Below are 21,219 nucleotides of genomic sequence, written 5' to 3'. Positions count from 1 at the left end.
AGATCGACGATGACGAGGGCCGGCGGCTGCTGCGGATTATCCGCAGGGGCACCGGGTCGGTGGTGACCTGGCGGCGGGCCCAGATGGTTCTGCTGTCCGCGCAGGGGATGCCCCTGGCGAAGATCGCCGAAGTGTCGTTCACCAGCGACGACCGGGTCCGCGATGTGATCCACAACTTCAACACCGACGACTTCGACTCGCTCTACCCGAAATACAAGGGCGGGCGGCCCAGGACGTTCACGCTGCCCGAGCGCCGCGAGATCAAGAAGATCGCGAAGTCCAAGCCGACTGAGCACGACCTGCCCTTTTCCACCTGGAGTCTGTCCAAGCTGGCGGACTTCCTGGTCGCAGAGGGGGTGATCGACGACATCAGCCACGAGGGCCTGCGCATCCTGCTCCGCAAGGAAGGCGTCTCCTTTCAACGCCTGAAGACCTGGAAGACCTCCCGCGACCCGGACTACGCGGCCAAGAAGGCCCGCGTCGAGCACCTCTACGCGATCGCCGACGGGGAGGTCCTGCCCGAGGAAGCTGAGCCCGAAGTCATCTTCTGCATGGACGAGTTCGGCCCGCTCAACCTCATGCCCCACCCCGGGAGGCAGTGGGCCGAGCGCGGCGGCAAGCACAAGGACCCCGACCGTGAGCCGCGCCGCAGGCGGCGGGCGACCTACAACCGCTACGGCGGAGTACGGCACCTGTTCGCCGCCCTGGACCTGGCCAAGGACAAGCTCTACGGCCACATCAAGCCGGTCAAGCGGCGGACGCAGTTCCTGGAGTTCTGCCGCTACCTGCGCACCCTCTACCCGGACAAGGTCCGTATCGCGATCGTCTGCGACAACTTCTCCCCGCACCTGACCACGAAGAAGTGCCAGCGGGTCGGCACCTGGGCCGCGGCGAACAACGTCGAGATCGCCTACACCCCGACGAACTCCTCCTGGCTCAACCGCATCGAGACCCAGTTCACCGCCCTGCGCTACTTCACCCTCGACGGCACCGACCACGCCACCCACAAAGAGCAGGGCAGCATGATCCGCCGCTACATCATCTGGCGAAACCGCCATGCCGAGGACCGGCACGCGCGCCGCCGTCGACAGGGCGAACGTTGCCTGATGCGGCACGAGTGGCAGGACTTCAGTCATCGGTTGCATGAGGCGGGGCATCAGCCTTATTGCCTGGTGTGGCCCTGACCTGGGGTTTCACTGGTGGCGGGCGAGGTCTTCGGACCTCGCCTTCTTCATGTCCCCGGAGGGGCCGTCAGGCGGCCAGGGCACATTGAGGGCACATGGGTTTCGGCGGGGGCGTTGATGTGCCCTGGGCTGCGGGCGGGTCGCCGTCGTCTTCCGCCTCGGCTTCCGTCTCCGTGAAGGCGTCGTCGATCGCCTTGCGGGTACGGGTCTCGCTGGACGGCAACAGGTGCGTGTACGTGCGCAGCGTGAAGCCGGGGTCCGAGTGCCCAGAAACTCGGAGAGCGCCTTGATGCTCTCCCCCGCGTCCAGGAGCACGGAGGCGTACGCGTGCCGGAGGGCGTGCATGCCGTCTTCCGGGGCTGCCTGGAGGTACCTCGCGCCGCGTTCGCGGGGAGGGATCACGCCGGCGGCGGCCAGGGCGAGCTTCCAGGCGCCCATGTTGAAGACGCTGCGGTTGTAGGCCCGGCTCTTCTCGTCGACGAAGAGGAGGCGGAAGGTCTTCGGTTCGCCGTTCGGCTTGGCCCAGGGCAGGGTGACGGCGACGGGCGGGAACTCCTTCATGTGGGCCTTGAAGGCGGCGGCAAGTTGAGCCGGCAGGGGCACTGACCGGATCTTGTTGCCCTTGGGCAGGGCGAAGACGGCCTTCGTGCCGACGAGCCGCACCTGACGGTTGACGTGGATCCAGCCACCCTTGAAGTCGATGTCCTCGACGGCGAAACCGAACACCTCGCCCTGGCGCAGGCCGCAGCCGAAGGCGAGCTTGCCGCCGGCCTGGAAGCGCTTCGGCAGCCCGGCGATGACGGCGCGTACGCGCTCCAACGACCAAGGGATGACCTTCTTCTTGGTCGCCGTCGGCAGCTTGACCGACTTCGCCTTGCAGGGGTTCTTCGGCAGCAACCCGTCCTCCACGGCCGCGCCGAGGAGGCTGGAGAGGATGTCGAAGATGCCCTCGATCGTCGACACTTCGAGGCCGCTGTCCTGGAGCGTACGGACCCAAACCTGGATGATCGAGGGCTGGTTGAGGGACCGCAGCTCGCGCTGGCCGAGCTGTTCGACGATGTGATTGCGGACGGTCGCCTCGTAGCGGAGGGCGGTCGTCGGGCCGACGGAGTTCGCGTCGAGCCACTTCTGCGCGTAGGCGCCGAGCGTCTGCTTCGTCTCGGCGGGGACGACGTAGGAACCGCGCCGGATCTCGACGTCCACCTCGGCGGCACGGTTGTCCGCCTCGGCCTTCGTGTGGAAGTTCTCCTTGCGTTGGCGGCCGTCCAGGTCGCGGTAACGGACCTGCCAGCGCTTGCCGATGCCGTGATCGGCGGTGGGGACCATCCGCTTCGTACGGCTCTTGTGCTCGCCGCACTCGACTTCGGTGGGCTTGGGGTGCGACTTGTGCCAGCGGTCGTACACGTCAGCCAAGAAGGGCCCCCTGGATGTCGTCGGGGGACCCACCGAAGCGGGACGCGGGACCGTGAGCGGCCCACACCGGCAGCAAGGCCACCGGCGCGATACCGAGAGCCGCGGCGATCGTGACGAGGTCGTCGATGTCGCAGCGGCGGCGGGCGCGTTCGGTACGGCTGAGGGCGGTGTTGGTCATCGGGCGGCCCATTGCGGTGCAGCGGGCGGCGAGCTGGTGCTGGGTCAGGCCGCGCGTGAGGCGTATGCACTCGATAGCGCGGGCGGAGTGGAGGCCGGCGGGGCTTATTTCGACAGGTCGGGATGCCATGACAGATAGCTGTAACTTGCAGCCGGGCGTTATGGCAAGAGTTGGTTCTTAAACTCTCCAAAAGTCGCTCCGGGGCAAAGTGGTGTTCGTCTCATTGAATTCCGGTACATCGCGAGCATTTTCACTTGGAAGGCCGTGCTACCTTCCCTCCACATCCCAGAGTTGGGCGTTTTGAACCATTATCGGACGCAATGCCTGGTGGACTGGCCGTGTCACCTACGACTGCCAGTCATAACCTCTGAGCTGCTGAGGTATCGGATTCCGGCCCTTCCGACAGTCGATTCGCCGCAGAAAATTTCTGCTTCCGCGGGAGCGATTTCGGCAACCGGGGATCCGCACTTACTGTTTTGGAATCGCCGGTAACACAGAGAAGTGCTGGAGAGTTTTAGAACCAACTCTGGACTTTTCCGCCTGGGGTGTGGCTGTGTTGTCCAGGCCCGATGTCCAAGACCGAAAAGGAGCCCTGTGCCGAATACCTCCTCCCGCAACACCAACGCCTCTGCCACCGCCGAGGCTGCCAGGCGTGGCCCGCTCGCCAGCCCGGCCGAGGTCGCCGTCTACCTCGGCGTGCCTGTGAAGACCCTCTACCAGTGGAAGTACCGGGGCATCGGCCCCAACGTCCACAAGGTCGGCCGCCACCTGCGCTACCGCTGGTCCGAGGTGGATGCCTGGGTGAACGCCCGGTCCGCGTACGACCTCGCCGTCTGAAGCCGCCAGTTCGGGAATGCGAAACGGCCCTCGGCGAGCCACCGCCGAGAGCCGCGGAGTCCCTGCCCCATCGCCCTTGAATGATCGATCCGGTGGGCCGGGCCTTGCCCGTCCGGCCCACCAGGGAGGAACGCCTGTGGACGAACCTACGTCCCCCACCGCCCCCTCTGCACCCTCGACGCCCGCCTGGCCATCCGTCGCCGCCCCCGGCCAGGGCCCGCACGCCCACCCCGAGCTCTCGTCAACCGAGGACGAGGAAGCACAGCAGGCCGCAGGAGGCGCGGAGCTGCTGGACGAGCTGCGGGAAGCCATCGCGCGGTACGTGATCCTGCCGAGCAGCGAGGCGCTGACGGCGGTGACCTTGTGGATTGCGGCAGCGCATATCCAGCCCGCACTACAGCACGCGCCGCGCCTGGCGGTGGTCGGGCCGGCGAAGCGGTGCGCCAAGTCCCGCCTGCTCGATGTGATCACGGAGACGGTGCACGAGCCGCTGATCACCGTGAACACCAGCCCGGCGGTGGTCTTTCGCGCCATCGGCGACGACCCGCCCACGCTGCTGGTGGACGAGGCCGACACCATCTTCGGCAGCATCAAAGCAGCCGAGAAGAACGAGGAGTTGCGCGGTCTGCTGAACGCCGGTCATCAGCGCAACCGGCCCGCACTGCGTATCTCCGGGCCGGAGCACAAGCCGCAGGCTTTCCCCACCTTCGCCATGGCTGCGCTGGCCGGGATCGGGGACCTGCCGGACACGATCATGGATCGGGCGGTGGTGATCCGCATGCAGCGCCGCAAGGGCGGCGAGCGGGTGGAACAGTTCCGCTCCCGCCGGGACATCCCCGCCCTGCACGAAGTGCGCGACCGGCTCGCCGCGTGGCTCCGCCCGCTGCTCGACACCGCCGCCGAACTGGTGCCCCCGATGCCGGTACAAGACCGAGCGGCGGACACCTGGGAGCCGCTGGTGATCGTCGCCGAACTGGCAGGCGGCTCCTGGCCGAAGCGGGCCCGCGAAGCGTGCGTGGTCATGTGTGCGGCCGAGGTGGGCCAGGACGACGAGTCGAACCTGAAGACCCGCCTACTGCGGGACATCCGCGGCGTCTTCGCGCGCTTCGGCGATCCCGACATCATGCGCACCCGGGACCTGCTGGAGGAACTCCTCAAGGACCAGGAGGCCCCGTGGGCGGAGTACCGCAACACGGGACTGACCTCACGCCACTTGGGGATCCTGCTCAAGGACTTCGGCATCCAGGCAGCCGTTCTCCGCTTCGAGGGCGGACGGCAGGCCAGGGGCTTCGCGCACCTGCAATTCACCGATGCCTGGGCTCGCTACTGCCCCGAGGAGCCGACACCGCCCCGTGGTGACGAGAGCGCTCGCCACGGGGAGGCCGTACACCCGTAAAAACCCGTCACACGCGTCGCATCCCAGGTCAGCCCCGTGACAGGTCGTGCAGTTGTGACGGGTCCTCCCGTACCACGCCGTGCTCCCGTACCTGCTCTGACCAGGCATGCGACGGGTGCGACGAGTCACCGCACCTCCCAGTGGTCACCCCGCGATCGTGGCCGCCGACCGTTCCCTGCCTGGAGTGCCCCGCTTGCCTTCGTCCACCGCCACCACGCCCGCCGCGATACCTGGAACCGCCGCGATCCAGCTCGGCATCGTCCTGCTCGGCGCGATCGGCTTCGCGCTCTCCTACGACGCGCTGCGTCAGATGGCCGTCGCGATCCACGTGCGCGGACTGCTCACCTACGCCTTCCCCCTCGTGATCGACGGGTTCATCGCCATCGGCGTCGGCGCCCTTCTCATCCTGCGCACCGCCCCGCTGCACTCCCGCTTGTATGTGTGGGCGCTCGTCGGGATCGCCACCGTCACCAGCATCTGGGCCAACGCCCTCCATGCCGTCCGCCTCAACCAGCAGACCCGACAAGGCAATGGACTCCACCTTGACGACCTCACCGTCGGTGCCCTGTCCGCCATCGCTCCGCTTGCCCTCGCCGGAGCCGTCCACCTCTACCTCGTAATTCGCCGCCAGCCCACAACCGAACGCCCCCGCCTCCAAGAGGACGCCGCCACATACCGTCACGTCGACGCCGCCCGCAGTCGCGACGGCACCGAGCAACGCCGACAGCCCACTCCTGGCGAAAGCGGACCGGACCAAGAGACGACGGCGCTCGAGTCTGCCGCCAACGACGTGGCGGCGGGAACCGCCGATGTGGCGGATGCCCTGGAACCATCCGCCAAGTCCAAGGGCCGACAGCCGAGCGCCACCATGGATGATCTCCTCGCCATCGGCCGCACCGCTCACCGAGGGCGCAGCGGCCGGATCTCGCGCCGCAACGTCGAAGCGGCAATCCGGGCCAAGGGTCACACAATCGGCAAGGACCGTCTGACTGAGGCCACTCGGCGCCTGCAGGCAGAACTCGATAAGGCCGGCGCCGACGCCTCCTGAACCCCTCGGGTGCACTCATCCCGACGGCGGCTGACTCGTCACACTCGTCCCCGCGTAGGTCAGCGCGGGGACGAGTGACCGGCCCGCAACGGGTCAACCCGACATCCCCCGCACCGCGAACACCCCACGGAGCACGTCCTCATGCACGATCCGCACTACGAACTTCCGTCCATCCCACAGGAGATGACCACCACCGCCACCCAGCCAGCAAGGTATGCCGCTGGACCGTCCAAGGACGGCCGCAACGGGGAGTCCTCCGCCCCGGGGGTGGCGGAGGACCTCGGGCACCAGGGGGCGCCCGAGGGGGAACAGCCCGCCGACACCGCCGCAGTTCCGCTACCGCGAGCGGCCGACGTCGCCGCGCTGCACCGTGTCGCCCGCCGCCGCCAGCGCGAAACCATGCAGCGCAAAGAGCGCGTCGACGTGCGCTACAGCGTCGACGAGGAAGCCGACATCCTTGCCGCGGCCCGGTCGCTGAACATCGCCGCCGCCCACTACGTCGGCGCGGTCGTCATGGCCTACATCCATGGTGATCTCGCCCTGCCCGGCCAGCGCACCCAGCTCGACGACTACATCGACGAACTGACCGCCCTTCGCAGCGAGGTCGCCAAGATCGGCCACAACATCAACCAGATCGCCAAGAGTTTCAACTCTGGTGGTCATCCACATCCTGGGGACACTGCTGTCCTGGCCCAGGCCGAGCGCACCCTCGGCGCGGTCGGCACGACCGTTCGCCACATCGCGGCAGCCGCGAACCGGGCCGTCACCAAGAAGGTAGCCCGATGATCGCGAAGATCAGCAGCGGCAAAGACACCGCGGGTCTAATCCGGTACCTGTTCGACACGAAGAAGGCCAAGGACCACACCGATCCCCATCTGGTCGCCTCCTGGGACGGCTTCGCCCCCGACCCCGGCCGCACCGACGACTTCGACGCCACCAAGAAGCTCCTCGTGGCCGACCTCAACCTGCACGTCAAACAGGCCCGGCAACTTGGCCGCGCCCCCGAGAAACACGTGTGGCACTGCTCGATCCGTGCCGCCGAGAATGACCGCCGCCTCAGCGACGATGAGTGGGCCGACATCGCCCGCCGGGTGGTCGCGGCCACCGGCATCGCGCCGGAGGGCGATCCGGACGGCTGCCGCTGGGTCGCCGTCCGCCACGCCCCCGACCACATCCACATCGCCGCCACCAAGGTCCGCGCCGACCTGAGCACGGCACGGCACTGGAACGACTACAACACCGCCGACCGCGAACTGGCCGCCATCGAGAAGGAATACGGCCTCTTCCAAGTCGTACGCGGTGACCGCACCGCCGCGAAGCGCCCCACCCGCGCCGAGCAGGAGAAGGCCCGCCGCACCGGCCACGACAAGCCCGCCCGCGAACGCCTGCGCACCACCGTGCGGACCGCCGTGGCCGCCGCTTCCAGCATGGAGGAGTTCGTCCACCTGCTCAGCCACATCGACGGCGTGCTCGTCGAGGTCGTGTACTTCCCCTCGGGTGATGTGCGGGGCTACAAGGTCGCCAGCGAAGACACCACCACCGCCGACCACGAGCCCGTCTGGTTCTCCGGATACGAACTCTCCCCGGACCTGTCCTTCCCCAAGATCCAAAAGCGTCTGGCGGGCATCGCCCCGCAGTCCGCTGGGCAGCCGGGTCGGCGCAGGACCAACCCGTGGCACCAGGCCACCGCCGCCACCGAGCGCATCCCCCACCACCTGGACCAGGCCGACGACGAAGCCTCCCAGGCCCACCTCGCCGCCTTCGGCGAAGCCCTCGACGCCCTCCCGCTCCTCGCTCCACAGGCCCTGCGGCCCCAACTTCGAGAGGCAGCGACCGCGTTCGAGCGTGCCACTCGCTCCCGCATCCGGGCCGAACACCACCACGCTCGCGCACTGCGCGGCGCCGTACGGGCGATGGTCCGCGAGCCCGCCCCCAAGGACGTCGCCATCCTGGCGACGTTCCTGGACGCCGCGATCCTCCTCGTCACCGCCGCCGCCCGCTGGCACCAGCTCCGCCACCACGACCAGCAAGTCGCCGCCGCCCATCAGACCCTGCTCCACCTCCAGGCCGCCTACGACCACTCAGCAGCCGCACCGGTAGCCGCCCTCGCCCAGCGCCAGCCGCCCCAGCAGGCCGTGGAGCGGCAGATCCGCCACCTACGCCAGGTCATGCCCGACCACGCCGAGCAGGTCATCGCAGACCCCGCCTTCGACGCCCTCGCAGTCACCCTCGCCAAAGTCGAGGCCGACGGCCACGACCCGGAACGGCTCCTCCAACAGGCAGCCGACCAGCGGGCCTTGGACGACGCAGGCTCTGCCGCACGCGTCCTGATCTGGCGCATCCAACGTCTCACGGCAGCGTCGGCACCCAGCACACCAACTCATGACTCTGCTTCGACCCGGCGCACCCCGCCCACGTCGACACGGCAGCCTTCCGCGCAGCAGTCCGCTACCAGTGGCCAACGCCGCCGCTGACCTACGGCTGACGGCCCGATCGCAGCCTCCGAGCCAATGAACCATCCGCGATGGACTGGCGGTTGTCGACCCTGAGGCGACCAGCAATCGAGCAGATCACGCGTCACAGAGAAGCATTTGTGCAAAAACTTCTACATCAACTAAAGTCTGCCTGGCAGTGAAGTGCTCCAATGCGAAGTCCGACCAGAGGAGTCGTCCGCATGAGTGTGCCTCTTTCATCCTGGGCGACCGAGGTGTTCGGCAAGCAGGCGTCCGCAGTCCGCGTGGGCCTCGGGCAGGCACTGCGGAACATGCAGGCCAACGCCCAGGCCGCTCAGGAACAGGCCGATTCGCGTACCAACCACACCTACGGCTCGGCCCGTTGGCAGGGCCAGTTCGAGCGAGTGTGGGAGGAACTGAAGGATCTGCCCGGCTCCACTCCCGTCAAGCCGTTCGGGTTCCCCTTCGAGCTCATGGTCGTCGGAAACGGCCTGCTCTATCCGTTCCTCTACTCGAAGACCACGTCGGATGTTCGCACAGCCCGCATCCCGCGTGAGTCCCGGTTGGTGAAGGAGCTGTTCACGTTCGCGCCCGACCCGGCCGAGGTGCAGGGCGCGTTCGACTTCGACGACCTCGACCAGAGCGGTCAGGTGGTGGAGCCGCGAGGTGGTCTCGCGACCGTGCCGCCCGGCACGCGCCTGGTCCTGGTTCCCTTCGCCTGCAACGCCTCCGAGCTGCTGGAGGCTCACTGGGGCATGGCCGCACTGGGTGCGGACCGACGCCTGGAGTGGGCGACGCTCCCCGAGGCACTTACGCTGCCTGACACCGTCACCTTCCACGGGCAGCATCTGAGGAGCATCCCCAAGCAGTCGACATCGTCCGAGCGGGAGCTGACGAGCTTCGACGGTGGGGCAGAGCCGACCCTTACGCTGTCGTCGCGTGGGAACGTTGATCAGCAGCGCGACGTTCCGCCCCTGACCGAAGCAGAGCTACGCGAGGACCAGACCAGCGAAGACGATGCGAACGATTAAGCAAGACCTCATCCCGGGCTTGGAGGAGCGGGGCACCACGCCCCGCGCCATTTCCGACGGCTTCGATCCCGCCCGGCTGACGCAGGCACGTCGGCTGGCCGAGATGACGAAGAAGGACGTCGCGAATGCCCTTGGGGTGACCCCGGCAGCCGTGGGCCAGTACGAGACGGGGGTCTCCCGCCCTCGCCCGGACCTCATCCCCCGCCTCGCCGAAGCACTCGGCGTACCTGCCACGTTCTTCCTGGTCGGCCGTCCGGCAAGCCGGCTCGATTCCTCCATGGCCCACTTCCGCAGCCTTCGCAGCACGCCGAAGTCCCAGAGGGAACGGGCCCTGGCCTTCGCCGAGCAGGTGTGGGAACTCACCTACGCCCTCGAACGGCGGATTCAGCTTCCCCTCGTGAATCTGCCCGGCTTCGCCGGCGGTGAGGTCCACCCTGGAGCGGAACTGCCCACGGACCCGGCAGCGGCAGCTCGTGAGCTGCGGTGGCGGTGGGGTATGGGAGACGGGCCGGTCACTCACCTCGTCCGACGGATGGAATCCCACGGCATCGTTGTCGTGATGCCGCCCGCGTCCGATCCTTCGGCGGCGACCGTGGACGCGTTCTCCACCAGGGCTGCACGCCCACTCGTAGTCCTGACTGCCAATCGGGCCGATGACGTCTACCGCCACCGCTTCACGGCCGCCCACGAACTCGGGCACCTCGTACTCCACGGCGACGCCACCGGTGACAGCCGTCAGGAGAAGGAAGCCGACGCCTTCGCCGCCGAGTTCCTCACCCCTCAGGACAGCGTCCTTCCCCACCTGCCCAAGCGGATGGACCTCGCGCGCCTGGCCGAGCTCAGGCAGGTCTGGGGCGTCTCCATCCACTCGCTCGTCTACCGGTGCCGTGAACTCGGCCTGATCTCCGACGCCACGACCAGCCGCACATATCAACGCCTTCGCGCGCTGGATGGCCAGCCCGGATTCATCCCCGAGTCGGTATCGAACTACACCGGTGAACAGCCGTCACTGCTGCGCCAAGCCTTCGAACTGGCGCACAAGGAAGCGGATCTGTCGGTGGCGACACTGGCCCATGAGCTGGCCTGGACGCCCCAGCGCGTTCGTGAACTGCTCGACGTCCAGGAACAGCGGCCGGTCCTACGCCTCGTGCAGTAGTAGGCAGCTTGTGCGCCGTCCCGCCCGGCCACCACCTCAACCGGGAGTCTGCCGCGCTCCGAGGAACGGATCCACGGGTGCACGCGCCAGGCGGACGAGTGGGTAACCGTGCTCAGCGACGCACAGGAAGGGTTTCTTGTCCGAGTTATTCAGCCTCGTCACGCCCGGGCGCCAAGGAAGCGAGCTTCTCGTTGGACAGCCAGCCTGTTCGCCAACGCCCCGGGACCGATCTTGCTCAAGGCCCAGAGGCTGCTGATCCTCCGGGCCCACTGCCAGAGCGGATCGTCCGCATCCACAGGGGTACGGAAAGGCAGCACAGGGATGCTGCGGGCATCAAACGGATCAACGTCGAGGTAGCGCAGCCCGCCGGTGCCGCACAGATAGTGGGTACTGCTAGTGGCTGCGGCGAGATCGGCAAGGCGCTCGGACCGACCTTGACGGGTCGGGATCTCACTACTCACCAGCACTTCTCCTGACCAGCCAAGAGCGGTGAGCAGGGCGATCGTCGATGCTCTCGTGAGGTCGGCCACGCGGTCTGTGGTGTCGATCATGTACAAGACCGCGTCTAGGACCTCACGCGCGGCGTCCCAGTAGCGGCTGTGGCCGTAGTACTGGCGCATGAGCAGTTCGACTGTCCGTCGCGAGCGGCGGGGATCGACGAGCCGAGCCTGGCTGATCCTCGTCGCGCGCCCGTGGGGAAGGTGCGTCGGGAGCGTGAGCCACTGCTGCCGACCAGGATCGTCCAAGGCGGCGAGACGGGCACGATGCTGGTAGTCGCGCCGGGCAAACTGCACATCGTCGAGGACGATCCAGCGGTCGGCGGCAAAGAGCTTCGCCAATGTGGACAGCCGTGGAAACAAGTTCGGTTGATGAATCGCACACACCCCATCCGACGGACCGACGCGGGGTGATTCAGGCGCTGATGAGGCGGCTGTCGAATCCGGCCTGTAGAAGGCGCTCGTAGGCGTCATGGACATCCTTCGGTACGTCCTGCTCAACGGCGAAGCCGAGCTTCGGGTATTCGATCACCCGTTGCAGGTCTCCGACGAGCATGTCGACGACGAGCTTCTCGTCGCCGATGGACTTGATGTAGTCGTCCAACTCAAGTGGCTCGGAGGCGCAGACAACCTCCACGTCCGGCCACAAGTTGCGGCAGGTCGCGTACGAGCGGCGCTCCATGTACGGCTTGGAGATCAGCAGAAGCGACTCCACCTCCACGCCGGCGTCGGCCAGCAGCTCGCGGGAGAAGGTGATGTTCTGGCCGGTGTTCGCCGCCTTCGGTTCCACCAGGATCGCCTCGTCCGGAACGCCCAGGGCGAGCGCATGCTCGCGGTAGTGGACGGCCTCGCCGCGCGGGAAGCGGGCTCGGGTGGTGGGGCTGTTACCGCCGCTGAACACCACGATGGGGAAGAGGCTGGCGCGGTAGAGGTCGGCTGCCGTGGTGGCCACGCCCAGGTCGTGGCTGCCCAGGCCGATCGCCGCCGAGCAGGACCGCTGCTCGTGGCCCATCTGGTGGTAGTTCCAGATCAACGTCGCGTCGTGGAACTGCTCGTCGGTGATCTGGCGCTGCTGGTGCTCCGGCACGTGCACTCCCTGGCTCATCCCTGCTGGCCTCTACGGATGCCCTCGATGCTGCGCATCTGGTGGCTCAGCCCGAACTGCTGAGCCACCTGTGCCGCCTGATCGAGGACGGACAGCCCATCATTCCGGGTCGCCGCATCCGATAGAAGGATGTGCCCGTACGCGGTGTCCAGCCGCACCCGCTGCATCGGAGAGTCGACCGTGCCGGTGGTACGCGCGATCTCGATGTAGTGCAGGGCCTGCTTCAGATCACCGGCGCCGCGGTGTGCGAGTGCGAGCTTCTGGTGGGCGACCGACCAGTCCTCCGGCTCGCCCAAGTCCTCGAACGCGCGAGTGGCGGTCGTCATCACGTTGGTGGCGTACTCGTTGTTGCCCTCCTTGCTCAAGGCCGTACCCACCCAGAGCCGGGCCCTGGCTCGGTCGCGAGGGCTCAGTCGCTCGTCGGTGGCGAGGAGTTCGTAGTGGCGGGCGGAGGCTTCGAGCTGGCCGGACATCTCCTGTACGACGGCGAGGGACAGTTCGATCTGTGCCACCCGGCGCGGGATGTCGAGTTCGGTGAACATGCCACGGGCGGTCCGGTAGGAGTGAAGAGCGGAGAGCGGGCCGAGGATCGCGCCCTGGTCCCGCTGAAGGTCACCGAGGAGGACGAGCGAACGGCCGTACAGATAAAGGCCCTTGTCCGCCAGGCGGTGCGGGTCGTGACCCCCCAGCCAGCGGTTCAACAAGGTGGAGGCGAAGGAGAAGTTCTGGCGGCTGATGCAGACCACGGCCCGCTCGATGTCCTCGGTCCAGGTCTCGTAGTCCGCCGGCCTCGCGCTCTTCCGCTCTGGGAACAGCACTGCCTCGAACCGGGCATGGGCTGCAGTATCGGCACGAGCGAGCGCGGTGTCGAGGATCGCCTGCGTATCGGGCCGCGGATGCGTTTCGGCGCGCAGGCTCTCCCACTTGGCCACCGTACGCAGGGCGACGCCCAAGTGCTCGGCGAAGGCGCGCGTGCTCATCCGCAGGGCAGCGCGCAGAGCGCTCGCCTCCCGGCCTGTCCATTGCTGCACGCTGACCACGGATTACCTCCCCTCCGTCACGTATGTAAGCACCCTCTGTGACGACGCAGGGCGAGAAGTGCAACGGAAGTACAACAGCAGGTCATTTCGAGGCCGGTCACGCCGGCCGACGCTATGGACATGGACGAGGAACTCATCACGGAACGCCGCCCGGTCACCGGCCCACATGTCTTCGGCTACATACGCCACGTCACCGGTGGACAGGCTCGCCACGCGGCGTTGGTCGACTGCCTCACCGAGTACTGCCGACGGCACGAACTGACCCTGTGCGGGGTCTTCACCGACCGCGAGGCGACCGTGACCGTCCGCTCCCCCGCCTTCGTCGGCCTCCTCGACGCCCTGGAACTCCCCGACACCTACGGCACCGTGATCCCCGTCCTCAGCCACCTCGGCCCCAAGCACACCGCCAACGAGCGGAAGCGGCAGATAACCGCGACCAGCACCCGTCTGATCGTGGTCCGTTCCACCAGGGCGACCACTGGTCCTTCGCCTTCACTCGGCGCAAGTTCCAGCCTCCAACGGCAAGGAGGCACGTGATGTTCCTACGCGAAGCGCTGCGGAGCGCCCTCATGGTCAACGATGTGCCCGGGCTGCGCCTGCTCCAAGTCGGCGGCTACTGGGACCTCGTACGGATCCCCGCGGACATCGGCTTCCTGGCCTTGGCTCACCTCCGCGCCACCGGCGCGGCGATCGGCCCCGTGCTGTACGACAAGCCCAACGAACGCCTCTACTACGCGATCAGGACCGGCACCCTCGGCAGTTGGGACGACCTGCCCGTGCGGCATCTATCCAGCAACTCTTGGCTGGTGGCCCCTGGCCTTGAGCTGATGGACGACTGGTTCGGCGGCTGGTGCGAACTGCCCGACGACAACACCCTCACGGACGTCGACACCCTCCGCGCCGCACTGTCCCATCCGTACGTCCTCGCCGGCCAGGAGGAGCCCTCCGGCGCCTGTCGCAGACAGACCGAGTTCGAAGAGGCAGGCCGGTGAATACCCGCGCAGTCATCTGCCACATGGAGTGGACCATCCAGCCCGACCGGGAGCCGGATGCGGAGCCGACCACGTACGCGATGCAATGCGCCGTCTGCGGCGAAACCTCCCGACCCAGCATCGACTTCGCCGAACCGCAGGACTGGGTGTTCGAGCACGGCGGCCGCAACCGCTCACATCACACATACCGCGAGATCATCACCCGGCCCTGGCGGGCCTGGTGGAAGCCGTGACAGGCCACGTCGTGAGCCGCCTGGCGCGGTACACCGGCCCGCTTCCGACCGTGCTGATTGCCGCCTCGTGCGGCTTCGTGATCGGTGTCGCGGTCTCCACCGCCCCGGCCGGCCCCTGAGTTCTCGTCCCTGCCGGACGTAGCCGATCGAGAGGTTCCCCCCACCCGATAAGCCCCGGCAGGGGCGGGTTGTAAGCCCCGTCCCGGGCGGATCAACCGCCCGAGTCCATGGACAGGTCAAGCGCCGTCCGGGACGGGTCTGCAATGCCGTTTCATCCCCGAACCCCAGGAGGAGCAATGCCGAACAACACCGCCACCAACCCGGAGACCGGACCGGCCCAGACCGGGTTGGTCAAGGCACGTCGCCGCATCCAGGCCGCCCGCGAGCGGGGCGTCACCCCGTCCGACGGCGGCAGCACCGGCCGTACCGACGGCAACGACTGATCCAGGAGGAGAAGCGTTGTCGCCGCTGAATCTGGCGGCTCACTTGGGCCAGGACGAGTTCCTGGCCCAGGTGCTCCACCGCCGCTACCGCCACATCCCTGCCGCCATCCCAAACCCGGGTGAGCTGATCACCTGGGACGACGTGAACACCATCCTGGCAACCCATCGCCTGGAGCCGCCCCGCTTCCGCCTCTCTGCGAACGGGGAGATGCTGCCCGCCCACCGTTACACCGCTCCCGTCACCACCCGCCGACACACGGTCTGGCAGCGCCTGCACCCCACCGAACTGCACGACCGACTCGCCGAGGGCGCTTCCCTGGTCATCGACGCCGTCGACGAACTCCACCCACCCATCGGCCGCGCCGCCATGGAACTGGAGCAGTGGCTGCGCACCGGCGTGCAGACCAACCTGTACGCGTCCTTCACCGCGTGTGAGGGCTTCGGCGTGCACTGGGACGACCACGACGTCGTCGTCATCCAGGTCGACGGCGCCAAACGCTGGAAGCTGTACGGCCCCACACGCACCGCCCCCATGTACAAGGACACCGACGAACCCGAACCGCCGCCGGAGGAACCAGCCGCGGAACTGGTCCTGCGCCCAGGGGACATGCTCTATCTCCCGCGCGGCTGGTGGCACTCGGTGGCCGCCTCCGAAGGCGAGCACTCCCTCCACCTCACCTTCGGCATCCAGACCACCACGGGCGCGCAGCTGCTGTCCTGGCTCGCCGACGATCTACGCCGCCACGACGTCCTGCGCGAGGACCTGCCCGTACACGCCACCGCGGCGCAACAGGCCACGTACCTGGAGCGACTGCGCAGGGAAGTCACCACCGCCCTCGAGGACCCCGGGCTGCTCGGCCGCTACACGGCGATGCGGGACACCACCGACCTCACCCGCCTCCGCCCCAGCCTTCCTCACATCACCGGGCTCCTCCCCGCAGACCCGGACATCCGCATCCGGCTGACCAGCAGTCGCGCGCAGATAAGCCCCGCGCCGGACGGGGACGGAGTGATCTTCCGAGCCTGCGACAACGAATGGGAGCTGGCCAAGGAGGCCCTGCCTCTGCTTCAGCGCCTGACGTCCGCCGCACCCGGCACCGTCTCCCTCGGAGAACTGGTCGCGGCAACCGGAATCCCCATCGCGGACGTGACGGCCGTCATTTCCGATCTGATGAACGGCCAAGCAGCCACAGTGGTGCAAGGGAACCGACGATGACGATCGCATCTCTCGGTCTGGGCACCTACCGCATCAGCCCGTGCGCACTGTCCGACGCCGTCATCCGCGCAGCCGCCGACCCGACCACCGCATGGATCGACACTGCGCCCAACTACCTGAACGGACAAGCCCAGTCACTACTCGCCCCGGTTCTCACCCAGCACCGCGTCGCGGTCTCCACCAAGGTCGGATTCCTCACCGACCGGGCCGCCAAGGACGCCGTCGCCGACGGAGCCCTCAGCACCGATGCCGCCGTACACGGACACTGCCTGAGCACCCCGTACGTCCACTGGCAGTGCTCCCGCAACCGCACCGAACTCGGCCGCGACCACCTGGACCTCGTCTTCACCCACAACCCCGAGCGCGCCGACGGCGATCCGTACGAATCCCTGCGCGACGCCTTCATCGCCCTGGAAGCGGAAGCGGCAGCAGGCACCCTGAGCGCGTACGGCGTCGCCACCTGGGACGGCTTCGACACCGGCGCCCTGAGCATCCCCTCCCTGCACCGACTGGCGGTCGAAGCTGCCGGCACGGAACGCCACCACCTGCGAGCCGTCCAACTGCCCGTATCCCTCGTCACCGCCACCGCGTTCGCCCAGGCCCTGGACGGAAAAGGTCCGATCGCTCTGGCAGCCGAACGCGGATGGCAGGTGTACGCCTCAGCACCCCTGTTCGGCGGGGAACTTCCCCGCCTGGCCACACCCGAACTCACCGCACTCCTCAGCCCGGATCTCACCGTCTCCCAGGCATGCCTCCTCGCCACGGCCTCCTGCCCGGGAGTGACGCGGATTCTGCTCTCCACCTCCACCCCGGCACACTGGACCGAGGCGCAAGCGGCTCTGCGAAGCCCGGCCATCCCGGTCCCCACGCTGCGAAAGGTGCTGGATGTACTCGCCGCCGACTGACCTCGCCGACCAACAGCGCATGCACCGGGCATTCGTCCAGGCCGCGCGGACGCTGAACACCACGGTCGTCGGTCCGGAGGTCTGGGGCTGGTACGGCCGCACCCTCAGCAGCCGCGTCCGGCACCCGGACCGCGGAGTCTGCTGGCTGAGGCTGCTCTCGGTCCCCGAGGACAAGGCGGCCGGGAAGATCTGGGAGGGCAACGGCCAGGCCGCCGAACTGTTCGACCGGCACGTCCGCAAACCGCTGCTGTACGACACCTCGGACGCGAGCAGCGACGGCCATGCCTACCGCGCGGAACTGCACCAGTACGTCACCGAACCCGCTGTCTCTCCGAGCCCAGTCCTGCACACGGATCCCGATCCGCCGCTCTCATGGTGGGATTCGCTCCGAGCGGACCTGGACTACGTGAGCAGGGTCCCGACGGACCGCGTGGCCGTACGCCAGGAGTGGGTGGACCGCAGCGTCCCCCACTTCCTCGGCATCCCCTGCCCCCGGATCACGGACTGGACGACGGCCCACGGCGACCTGCACACCGCCAACCTCACCAACACCACCCCCTACCTCCTCGACTGGGAAGGCTTCGGCCAGGCGCCCGCCGGCTACGACGCGGCCATGCTGCTGGCGTACTCCCTGCTCGTCCCCGCCTTCGCCCAACGGGTCCGCGACGCCTTCCCCGTACTCAAGACAGAGCCCGGACGCGTCGCGCAGATCATCGTCATCACCGAACTGCTGCAGTCAGCCTCGCGTGGAGACCATCCTGAATTGGTGCCCACGCTTCTGGCCCTGGGCGCAGAGCTTGCTTGACTGGCTCGTCCGCAGCCAATAGCGCTCTTCAAACCGGCTCTGAATTCCGGCGATTTAGGGCGTTTTCGGAGGCGAACCTGAACCCACGTCAACCCGCTCTGACCAGCTAGTCAGCCACTCCCGTGCAGGAGGGACCTCAGGTTCCCGGTTTACGCCTTACCCCGTACTGCCCAGGGAGGCCAGGACGTACCTCTTCCTTCAATCCGGGGCAGAGAAGGCTAGACAACCCCGAAGGATTACGCAAAAGCGACGGCGTCTCGGCCTCTACTGCCGCACAATGGGCTCCTGTCCCATCCGGCACACAGAATGTCCATGTGCCCCGTCGAGAGCGGTGATGACGGCGTCCCGTTGGTACAAGTGTGACCTTCAAGTGGCCACACCGGCATGGAAGTTCAAACTACCGGCAGGTAGCTCATACGACTTCTCCCTGGAGGAGGACAGGGCCCTCTTCGCGGACGCCTACATGGAGAGGCTCCGCGAGTGCGGCATCGAGGTGATCGCACTGGCGGACCACAACACCGGTGCATGGTTGCCTGTCATGGAGGCCGCGGGACGCAAGTACGACATCGTCGTGTTCCCTGGCGTCGAGGTGACGACGGCCTCTGGGTCGGACGGGGCTCACCTGGTACTGATCGGCGACCTGGACCGTACAGAGCAGGACATCAATGTGCTACTTGCTCGCACTTGCGGCTTCGAAGATGACCATCCGAGGTTGAACCCGAGGACGAATGATCCCGCACCAGCTCCCCGGACGGTCAATCAGATCCTGGATGACCTTCCTGACCAGTGGCTGGCTATTGCTCCGCACGTGCTCACCGAAAACGGTCTCGCGTCGGGAAAGACCGTGCGTGGGGATCTGCGTTGGAAGGCACTTCATCACGACCGGCTCGGCGCGGTGGACCCCGGCGAGGTAACAGAGGAGCGGCGCGCGGGGAAGGGTTTCGTTGCCCAGTTCCTCAACCGGGCTCTCGGCGGATTCCCGTGTCTTGCCCGCATGCCGTTTCTCGCAACGTCAGACGCCTACAACCTGGAGGGTTTGGGGTCGCGTTTCACGTGGATCCGGATGGACACCCCGTCGAAAGAGTCACTGCGCCAGGCATTTCTTGACCACGACGCCCGCATCATGCCGAGCTGGGATCCGCGGCTGGTCGCGAACCCAGACCCCAATGTCATCGACCACGCCTGGGTGGAGAATATCGAACTCGGTGGCACGTTGGGCAACTCCATAGAGCCGCTACGGATCTCCTTCGACCCACGGCTGAACGTCATTATCGGAGGCCGCGGCGCCGGCAAATCAACCGTGGTCTCCGCCTTGCGACAGCTGTACGGCAGCACCCAGAGCCTTCCGGACTCCATCGAGCACGAGGCGACCGCCTTCGTCGATGGCGTCTTCAGCGAAGCACGATTGACCGCACAGCACAGGCTCGCCATCTCCCGGGAGCAGCAGACTGCGCTATGGAGCTCCCCGTTGGGCTCACGCACAGAGCGAAACGGCGTGCAGTTGCCGACACACTTTCCGATGCGTGTCTTCAGCCAGAAGGAGCTGTTCGAACGGACCGCTCATGACCGCGCGGACCGCTTCGCCGCATCCAAGCACCTGTTGAGCCTCGTTGATACGGCCCTTGAGGCTGACGCAGCCGCTCCGGGCGGATTCGCGATCGAGTTGGACGCGGTACGGACACAGTGCTTGACGAGAGTCGCTAAGCGCATCAGCGTCGAGGCGCGGCTCGCTCAGCGCCCCTCGCAGGAAGCCCGGCACAGCGAACTCCTCCATCAAATTGAGGCATTCGGGGATGCTGAGAGCCAAAGCTCCCGCTTGGAAAGTGAGCGGATCAGGCGCGACCACGCCAGACTCGGCGCCGACACCGCGCGGTTCGAAGCCGCAGTCGACGAACTTGGCGCGGCGACGATCAAACGCCTGGAAGCCGCACTGCCAAAGCCTCCAACAGGGTTGGACGAGGAGCCCCGGCAACTCTACGCGGAACTTGCCCAGATCCGCGACGAGCTCAACAGGACCGTCGGAACCAGTGTCATAGCGGCGAAGGAGGCACTCGCGCAGAACCGCCAGCGGCAGCAGACAGGAGTCTGGGCCGATCGGGTGCAGCGCGCGGACACGAAAATCATCGAGTTCCAGCAGCGCTTGAGCCTGCTCGGCGTGGAGCCCACAGCCTACCTCTCGCTTACCGAGGCGCTGAACTCCGTCCAGGGAATCCTGCGGGAGCTTGAGGAGGACGAAGCCTCTGCCCCTGGGCTACGCAGCTCGGAGGAAGCTGCGTGGTCCGACCTGGAGCACACGTACGAACGCCGGCGTCGGCGGCGGGAGACGCTGTTCGCCGAAGTGGCCAAGCGCAGCGGGTCACTTCGTTTCGAGGTGGTCCCGCACGGTAACTGCACCAGCTGGGTACAGGATGTGCGTAGTCAACTCGGCGTACGATCTGACGGGTTCGTCGACGACATCCCGGCCCTGGCGGAGTGGCTTTGGAGCGCGCCACTCAACGACGGGCAACGCCGTCAGGAACTCTGGCGCCAGTCCCTGCTGAATTGTAACTTCACACAACTGCGCCAAGAGGCCGGCGGCAAAGCCACATGGTGGAGCAAACTAGCGAAGCTAGAGTCGACACAACGCATCCGCCTCGCAATGAATTTCCCGGACGACGCAGTGGTGATGTACTTCCTGCGGGACGGCGGCAAGGCCGAGAACGACGCCGACTGGCAGTCCGTCACCACCGGTTCACCAGGCCAGCGCAGCGCGGCTATGCTCAGCTTCGTCCTACACCATGGGACGGAACCGCTCGTGCTAGACCAGCCCGAGGATGACCTGGACACTGCGTGGATCTCTCAGCTCATCGTCCCCGAGATCAGGAAGAGTCGGTGGCACCGCCAGGTCATCGTGATCACGCACAACGCCAACATCCCTGTAAACGCTGACGCGGAGCGGGTGATCGTCCTCGAAAACGACGGCTCCCGGATCCGAATCAAGACCAGCGCTTCGGAGACAGGTCCGGAGGGGTACCAAGAGCAGGAGCACGTGGGACCCATCGAAGTGACGAAGGTCCGCCATGACATCCAGGACATCCTGGAGGGTGGAACCGCAGCATTCATGTCCCGGGAGCGCCGCTACAACAACGAGCTCAGCACCTACCGAGCCGCTCTACATGGCTGACAGGAAAACCAGCTTCTGCAACAGTTCCATGCTCTGGTCCGCCCGCTGGCGAAGTCCCATAGGCCACCCCAGAACCCTCGATGCTGCGAATAGGACTGCGGGGCTTCCCCATACGTCCGCTTCC

20 protein-coding genes and 2 pseudogenes are annotated in these 21,219 nt (G+C 67.1%); 17 read left to right on the top strand and 5 right to left on the bottom strand.

All coding sequences use genetic code 11. From position 1 onward, the window contains the following. Positions 1-2 precede the first annotated feature (2 nt). Positions 3-1,107 (top strand): annotated as a pseudogene (locus tag ACFYWX_RS12100) (IS630 family transposase). 144 nt (positions 1,108-1,251) lie between these two features. On the opposite strand, the pseudogene ACFYWX_RS12095 reads toward ACFYWX_RS12100, so the two are convergent. Together ACFYWX_RS12095 and ACFYWX_RS12090 are read right to left on the bottom strand one after the other, a co-directional pair. After that, positions 1,252-2,588, bottom strand: a pseudogene (locus ACFYWX_RS12095) (tyrosine-type recombinase/integrase). Position 2,589: 1 nt separating this feature from the next. After that, positions 2,590-2,904 carry a helix-turn-helix domain-containing protein gene (locus ACFYWX_RS12090; RefSeq protein WP_389423871.1) on the bottom strand — a complete coding sequence of 105 codons (315 nt, stop codon included), beginning with the start codon at positions 2,902-2,904 and terminating at the stop codon, positions 2,590-2,592. A gap of 465 nt (positions 2,905-3,369) precedes the next feature. On the opposite strand from ACFYWX_RS12090, the gene ACFYWX_RS12085 reads away from it, so the two are divergent. The 7 genes from ACFYWX_RS12085 to ACFYWX_RS12055 all read left to right on the top strand — a co-directional run bounded on the left by ACFYWX_RS12085 (position 3,370) and on the right by ACFYWX_RS12055 (position 10,696). After that, positions 3,370-3,612: a helix-turn-helix transcriptional regulator gene (locus ACFYWX_RS12085; protein WP_389423870.1), complete on the top strand. Its 243-nt coding sequence runs from the start codon at positions 3,370-3,372 to the stop codon at positions 3,610-3,612. Positions 3,613-3,748: 136 nt separating this feature from the next. After that, positions 3,749-5,008 carry a DUF3631 domain-containing protein gene (locus tag ACFYWX_RS12080; RefSeq protein ID WP_389423869.1) on the top strand — a complete coding sequence of 420 codons (1,260 nt, stop codon included), beginning with the start codon at positions 3,749-3,751 and terminating at the stop codon, positions 5,006-5,008. A gap of 193 nt (positions 5,009-5,201) precedes the next feature. After that, on the top strand, positions 5,202-6,056 hold the full coding sequence (locus ACFYWX_RS12075; RefSeq protein ID WP_389423868.1) for a DUF2637 domain-containing protein: 855 nt from the start codon (positions 5,202-5,204) through the stop codon (positions 6,054-6,056). A 141-nt stretch (positions 6,057-6,197) separates the two neighbouring features. After that, entirely contained in the window at positions 6,198-6,842 is a 645-nt protein-coding gene (gene mobC / locus ACFYWX_RS12070) for a plasmid mobilization relaxosome protein MobC (RefSeq protein ID WP_389423867.1), read from the top strand. Next, positions 6,839-8,530, top strand: a complete 1,692-nt coding sequence (locus tag ACFYWX_RS12065; protein ID WP_389423866.1) for a relaxase/mobilization nuclease domain-containing protein — start codon at positions 6,839-6,841, stop codon at positions 8,528-8,530. The genes mobC and ACFYWX_RS12065 overlap by 4 nt, the downstream gene beginning before the upstream one ends. A gap of 233 nt (positions 8,531-8,763) precedes the next feature. Then, complete coding sequence (locus tag ACFYWX_RS12060) at positions 8,764-9,540, top strand: hypothetical protein (RefSeq protein WP_389423865.1); 777 nt, start codon at positions 8,764-8,766, stop codon at positions 9,538-9,540. Beyond that, complete coding sequence (locus ACFYWX_RS12055) at positions 9,527-10,696, top strand: helix-turn-helix domain-containing protein (protein ID WP_389423864.1); 1,170 nt, start codon at positions 9,527-9,529, stop codon at positions 10,694-10,696. The genes ACFYWX_RS12060 and ACFYWX_RS12055 overlap by 14 nt, the downstream gene beginning before the upstream one ends. Before the next feature lie 158 nt (positions 10,697-10,854). Here the strand turns inward: ACFYWX_RS12055 and ACFYWX_RS12050 are convergent, their stop codons facing one another. Genes ACFYWX_RS12050 through ACFYWX_RS12040 form a run of 3 tightly spaced genes read right to left on the bottom strand, consistent with a single transcriptional unit; the run spans position 10,855 to position 13,338 of the window. Beyond that, on the bottom strand, positions 10,855-11,580 hold the full coding sequence (locus ACFYWX_RS12050; RefSeq protein WP_389424078.1) for a WbqC family protein: 726 nt from the start codon (positions 11,578-11,580) through the stop codon (positions 10,855-10,857). Positions 11,581-11,608: 28 nt separating this feature from the next. Then, complete coding sequence (locus ACFYWX_RS12045; protein WP_389423863.1) at positions 11,609-12,298, bottom strand: YdcF family protein; 690 nt, start codon at positions 12,296-12,298, stop codon at positions 11,609-11,611. After that, positions 12,295-13,338 (bottom strand): helix-turn-helix domain-containing protein, encoded by a 1,044-nt coding sequence (locus tag ACFYWX_RS12040; RefSeq protein ID WP_389423862.1) that lies wholly within the window; start codon positions 13,336-13,338, stop codon positions 12,295-12,297. The genes ACFYWX_RS12045 and ACFYWX_RS12040 overlap by 4 nt, the downstream gene beginning before the upstream one ends. A 120-nt stretch (positions 13,339-13,458) precedes the next feature. Between ACFYWX_RS12040 and ACFYWX_RS12035 the strand changes: the two genes are divergently transcribed. The 9 genes from ACFYWX_RS12035 (at position 13,459) to ACFYWX_RS11995 (ending at position 21,095) form a co-directional block, all read left to right on the top strand. Next, positions 13,459-13,875 carry a hypothetical protein gene (locus tag ACFYWX_RS12035; protein WP_258039911.1) on the top strand — a complete coding sequence of 139 codons (417 nt, stop codon included), beginning with the start codon at positions 13,459-13,461 and terminating at the stop codon, positions 13,873-13,875. Beyond that, entirely contained in the window at positions 13,875-14,330 is a 456-nt protein-coding gene (locus tag ACFYWX_RS12030; RefSeq protein WP_360390429.1) for a hypothetical protein, read from the top strand. Before ACFYWX_RS12035 ends, ACFYWX_RS12030 begins: the two co-directional genes overlap by 1 nt. A 23-nt stretch (positions 14,331-14,353) precedes the next feature. Beyond that, positions 14,354-14,563, top strand: a complete 210-nt coding sequence (locus ACFYWX_RS12025; RefSeq protein ID WP_389424077.1) for a hypothetical protein — start codon at positions 14,354-14,356, stop codon at positions 14,561-14,563. Then, complete coding sequence (locus ACFYWX_RS12020) at positions 14,560-14,682, top strand: hypothetical protein (protein ID WP_258039912.1); 123 nt, start codon at positions 14,560-14,562, stop codon at positions 14,680-14,682. Before ACFYWX_RS12025 ends, ACFYWX_RS12020 begins: the two co-directional genes overlap by 4 nt. Before the next feature lie 177 nt (positions 14,683-14,859). Beyond that, on the top strand, positions 14,860-15,006 hold the full coding sequence (locus tag ACFYWX_RS12015; protein WP_181007597.1) for a hypothetical protein: 147 nt from the start codon (positions 14,860-14,862) through the stop codon (positions 15,004-15,006). A gap of 16 nt (positions 15,007-15,022) precedes the next feature. Next, positions 15,023-16,222 carry a cupin domain-containing protein gene (locus ACFYWX_RS12010; RefSeq protein WP_389423861.1) on the top strand — a complete coding sequence of 400 codons (1,200 nt, stop codon included), beginning with the start codon at positions 15,023-15,025 and terminating at the stop codon, positions 16,220-16,222. Next, positions 16,219-17,127 (top strand): aldo/keto reductase, encoded by a 909-nt coding sequence (locus ACFYWX_RS12005; protein WP_389423860.1) that lies wholly within the window; start codon positions 16,219-16,221, stop codon positions 17,125-17,127. Before ACFYWX_RS12010 ends, ACFYWX_RS12005 begins: the two co-directional genes overlap by 4 nt. Next, positions 17,108-17,932 carry a phosphotransferase gene (locus tag ACFYWX_RS12000; RefSeq protein WP_389423859.1) on the top strand — a complete coding sequence of 275 codons (825 nt, stop codon included), beginning with the start codon at positions 17,108-17,110 and terminating at the stop codon, positions 17,930-17,932. Before ACFYWX_RS12005 ends, ACFYWX_RS12000 begins: the two co-directional genes overlap by 20 nt. Before the next feature lie 334 nt (positions 17,933-18,266). Further along, positions 18,267-21,095, top strand: a complete 2,829-nt coding sequence (locus tag ACFYWX_RS11995; RefSeq protein WP_389423858.1) for a TrlF family AAA-like ATPase — start codon at positions 18,267-18,269, stop codon at positions 21,093-21,095. Positions 21,096-21,219: the final 124 nt, after the last annotated feature.

The sequence above is a fragment of the Streptomyces sp. NPDC002888 genome, assembly GCF_042888465.1.
GTDB lineage: Bacteria > Actinomycetota > Actinomycetes > Streptomycetales > Streptomycetaceae > Streptomyces.
This window is presented reverse-complemented; position numbering and strand designations above follow the sequence as displayed.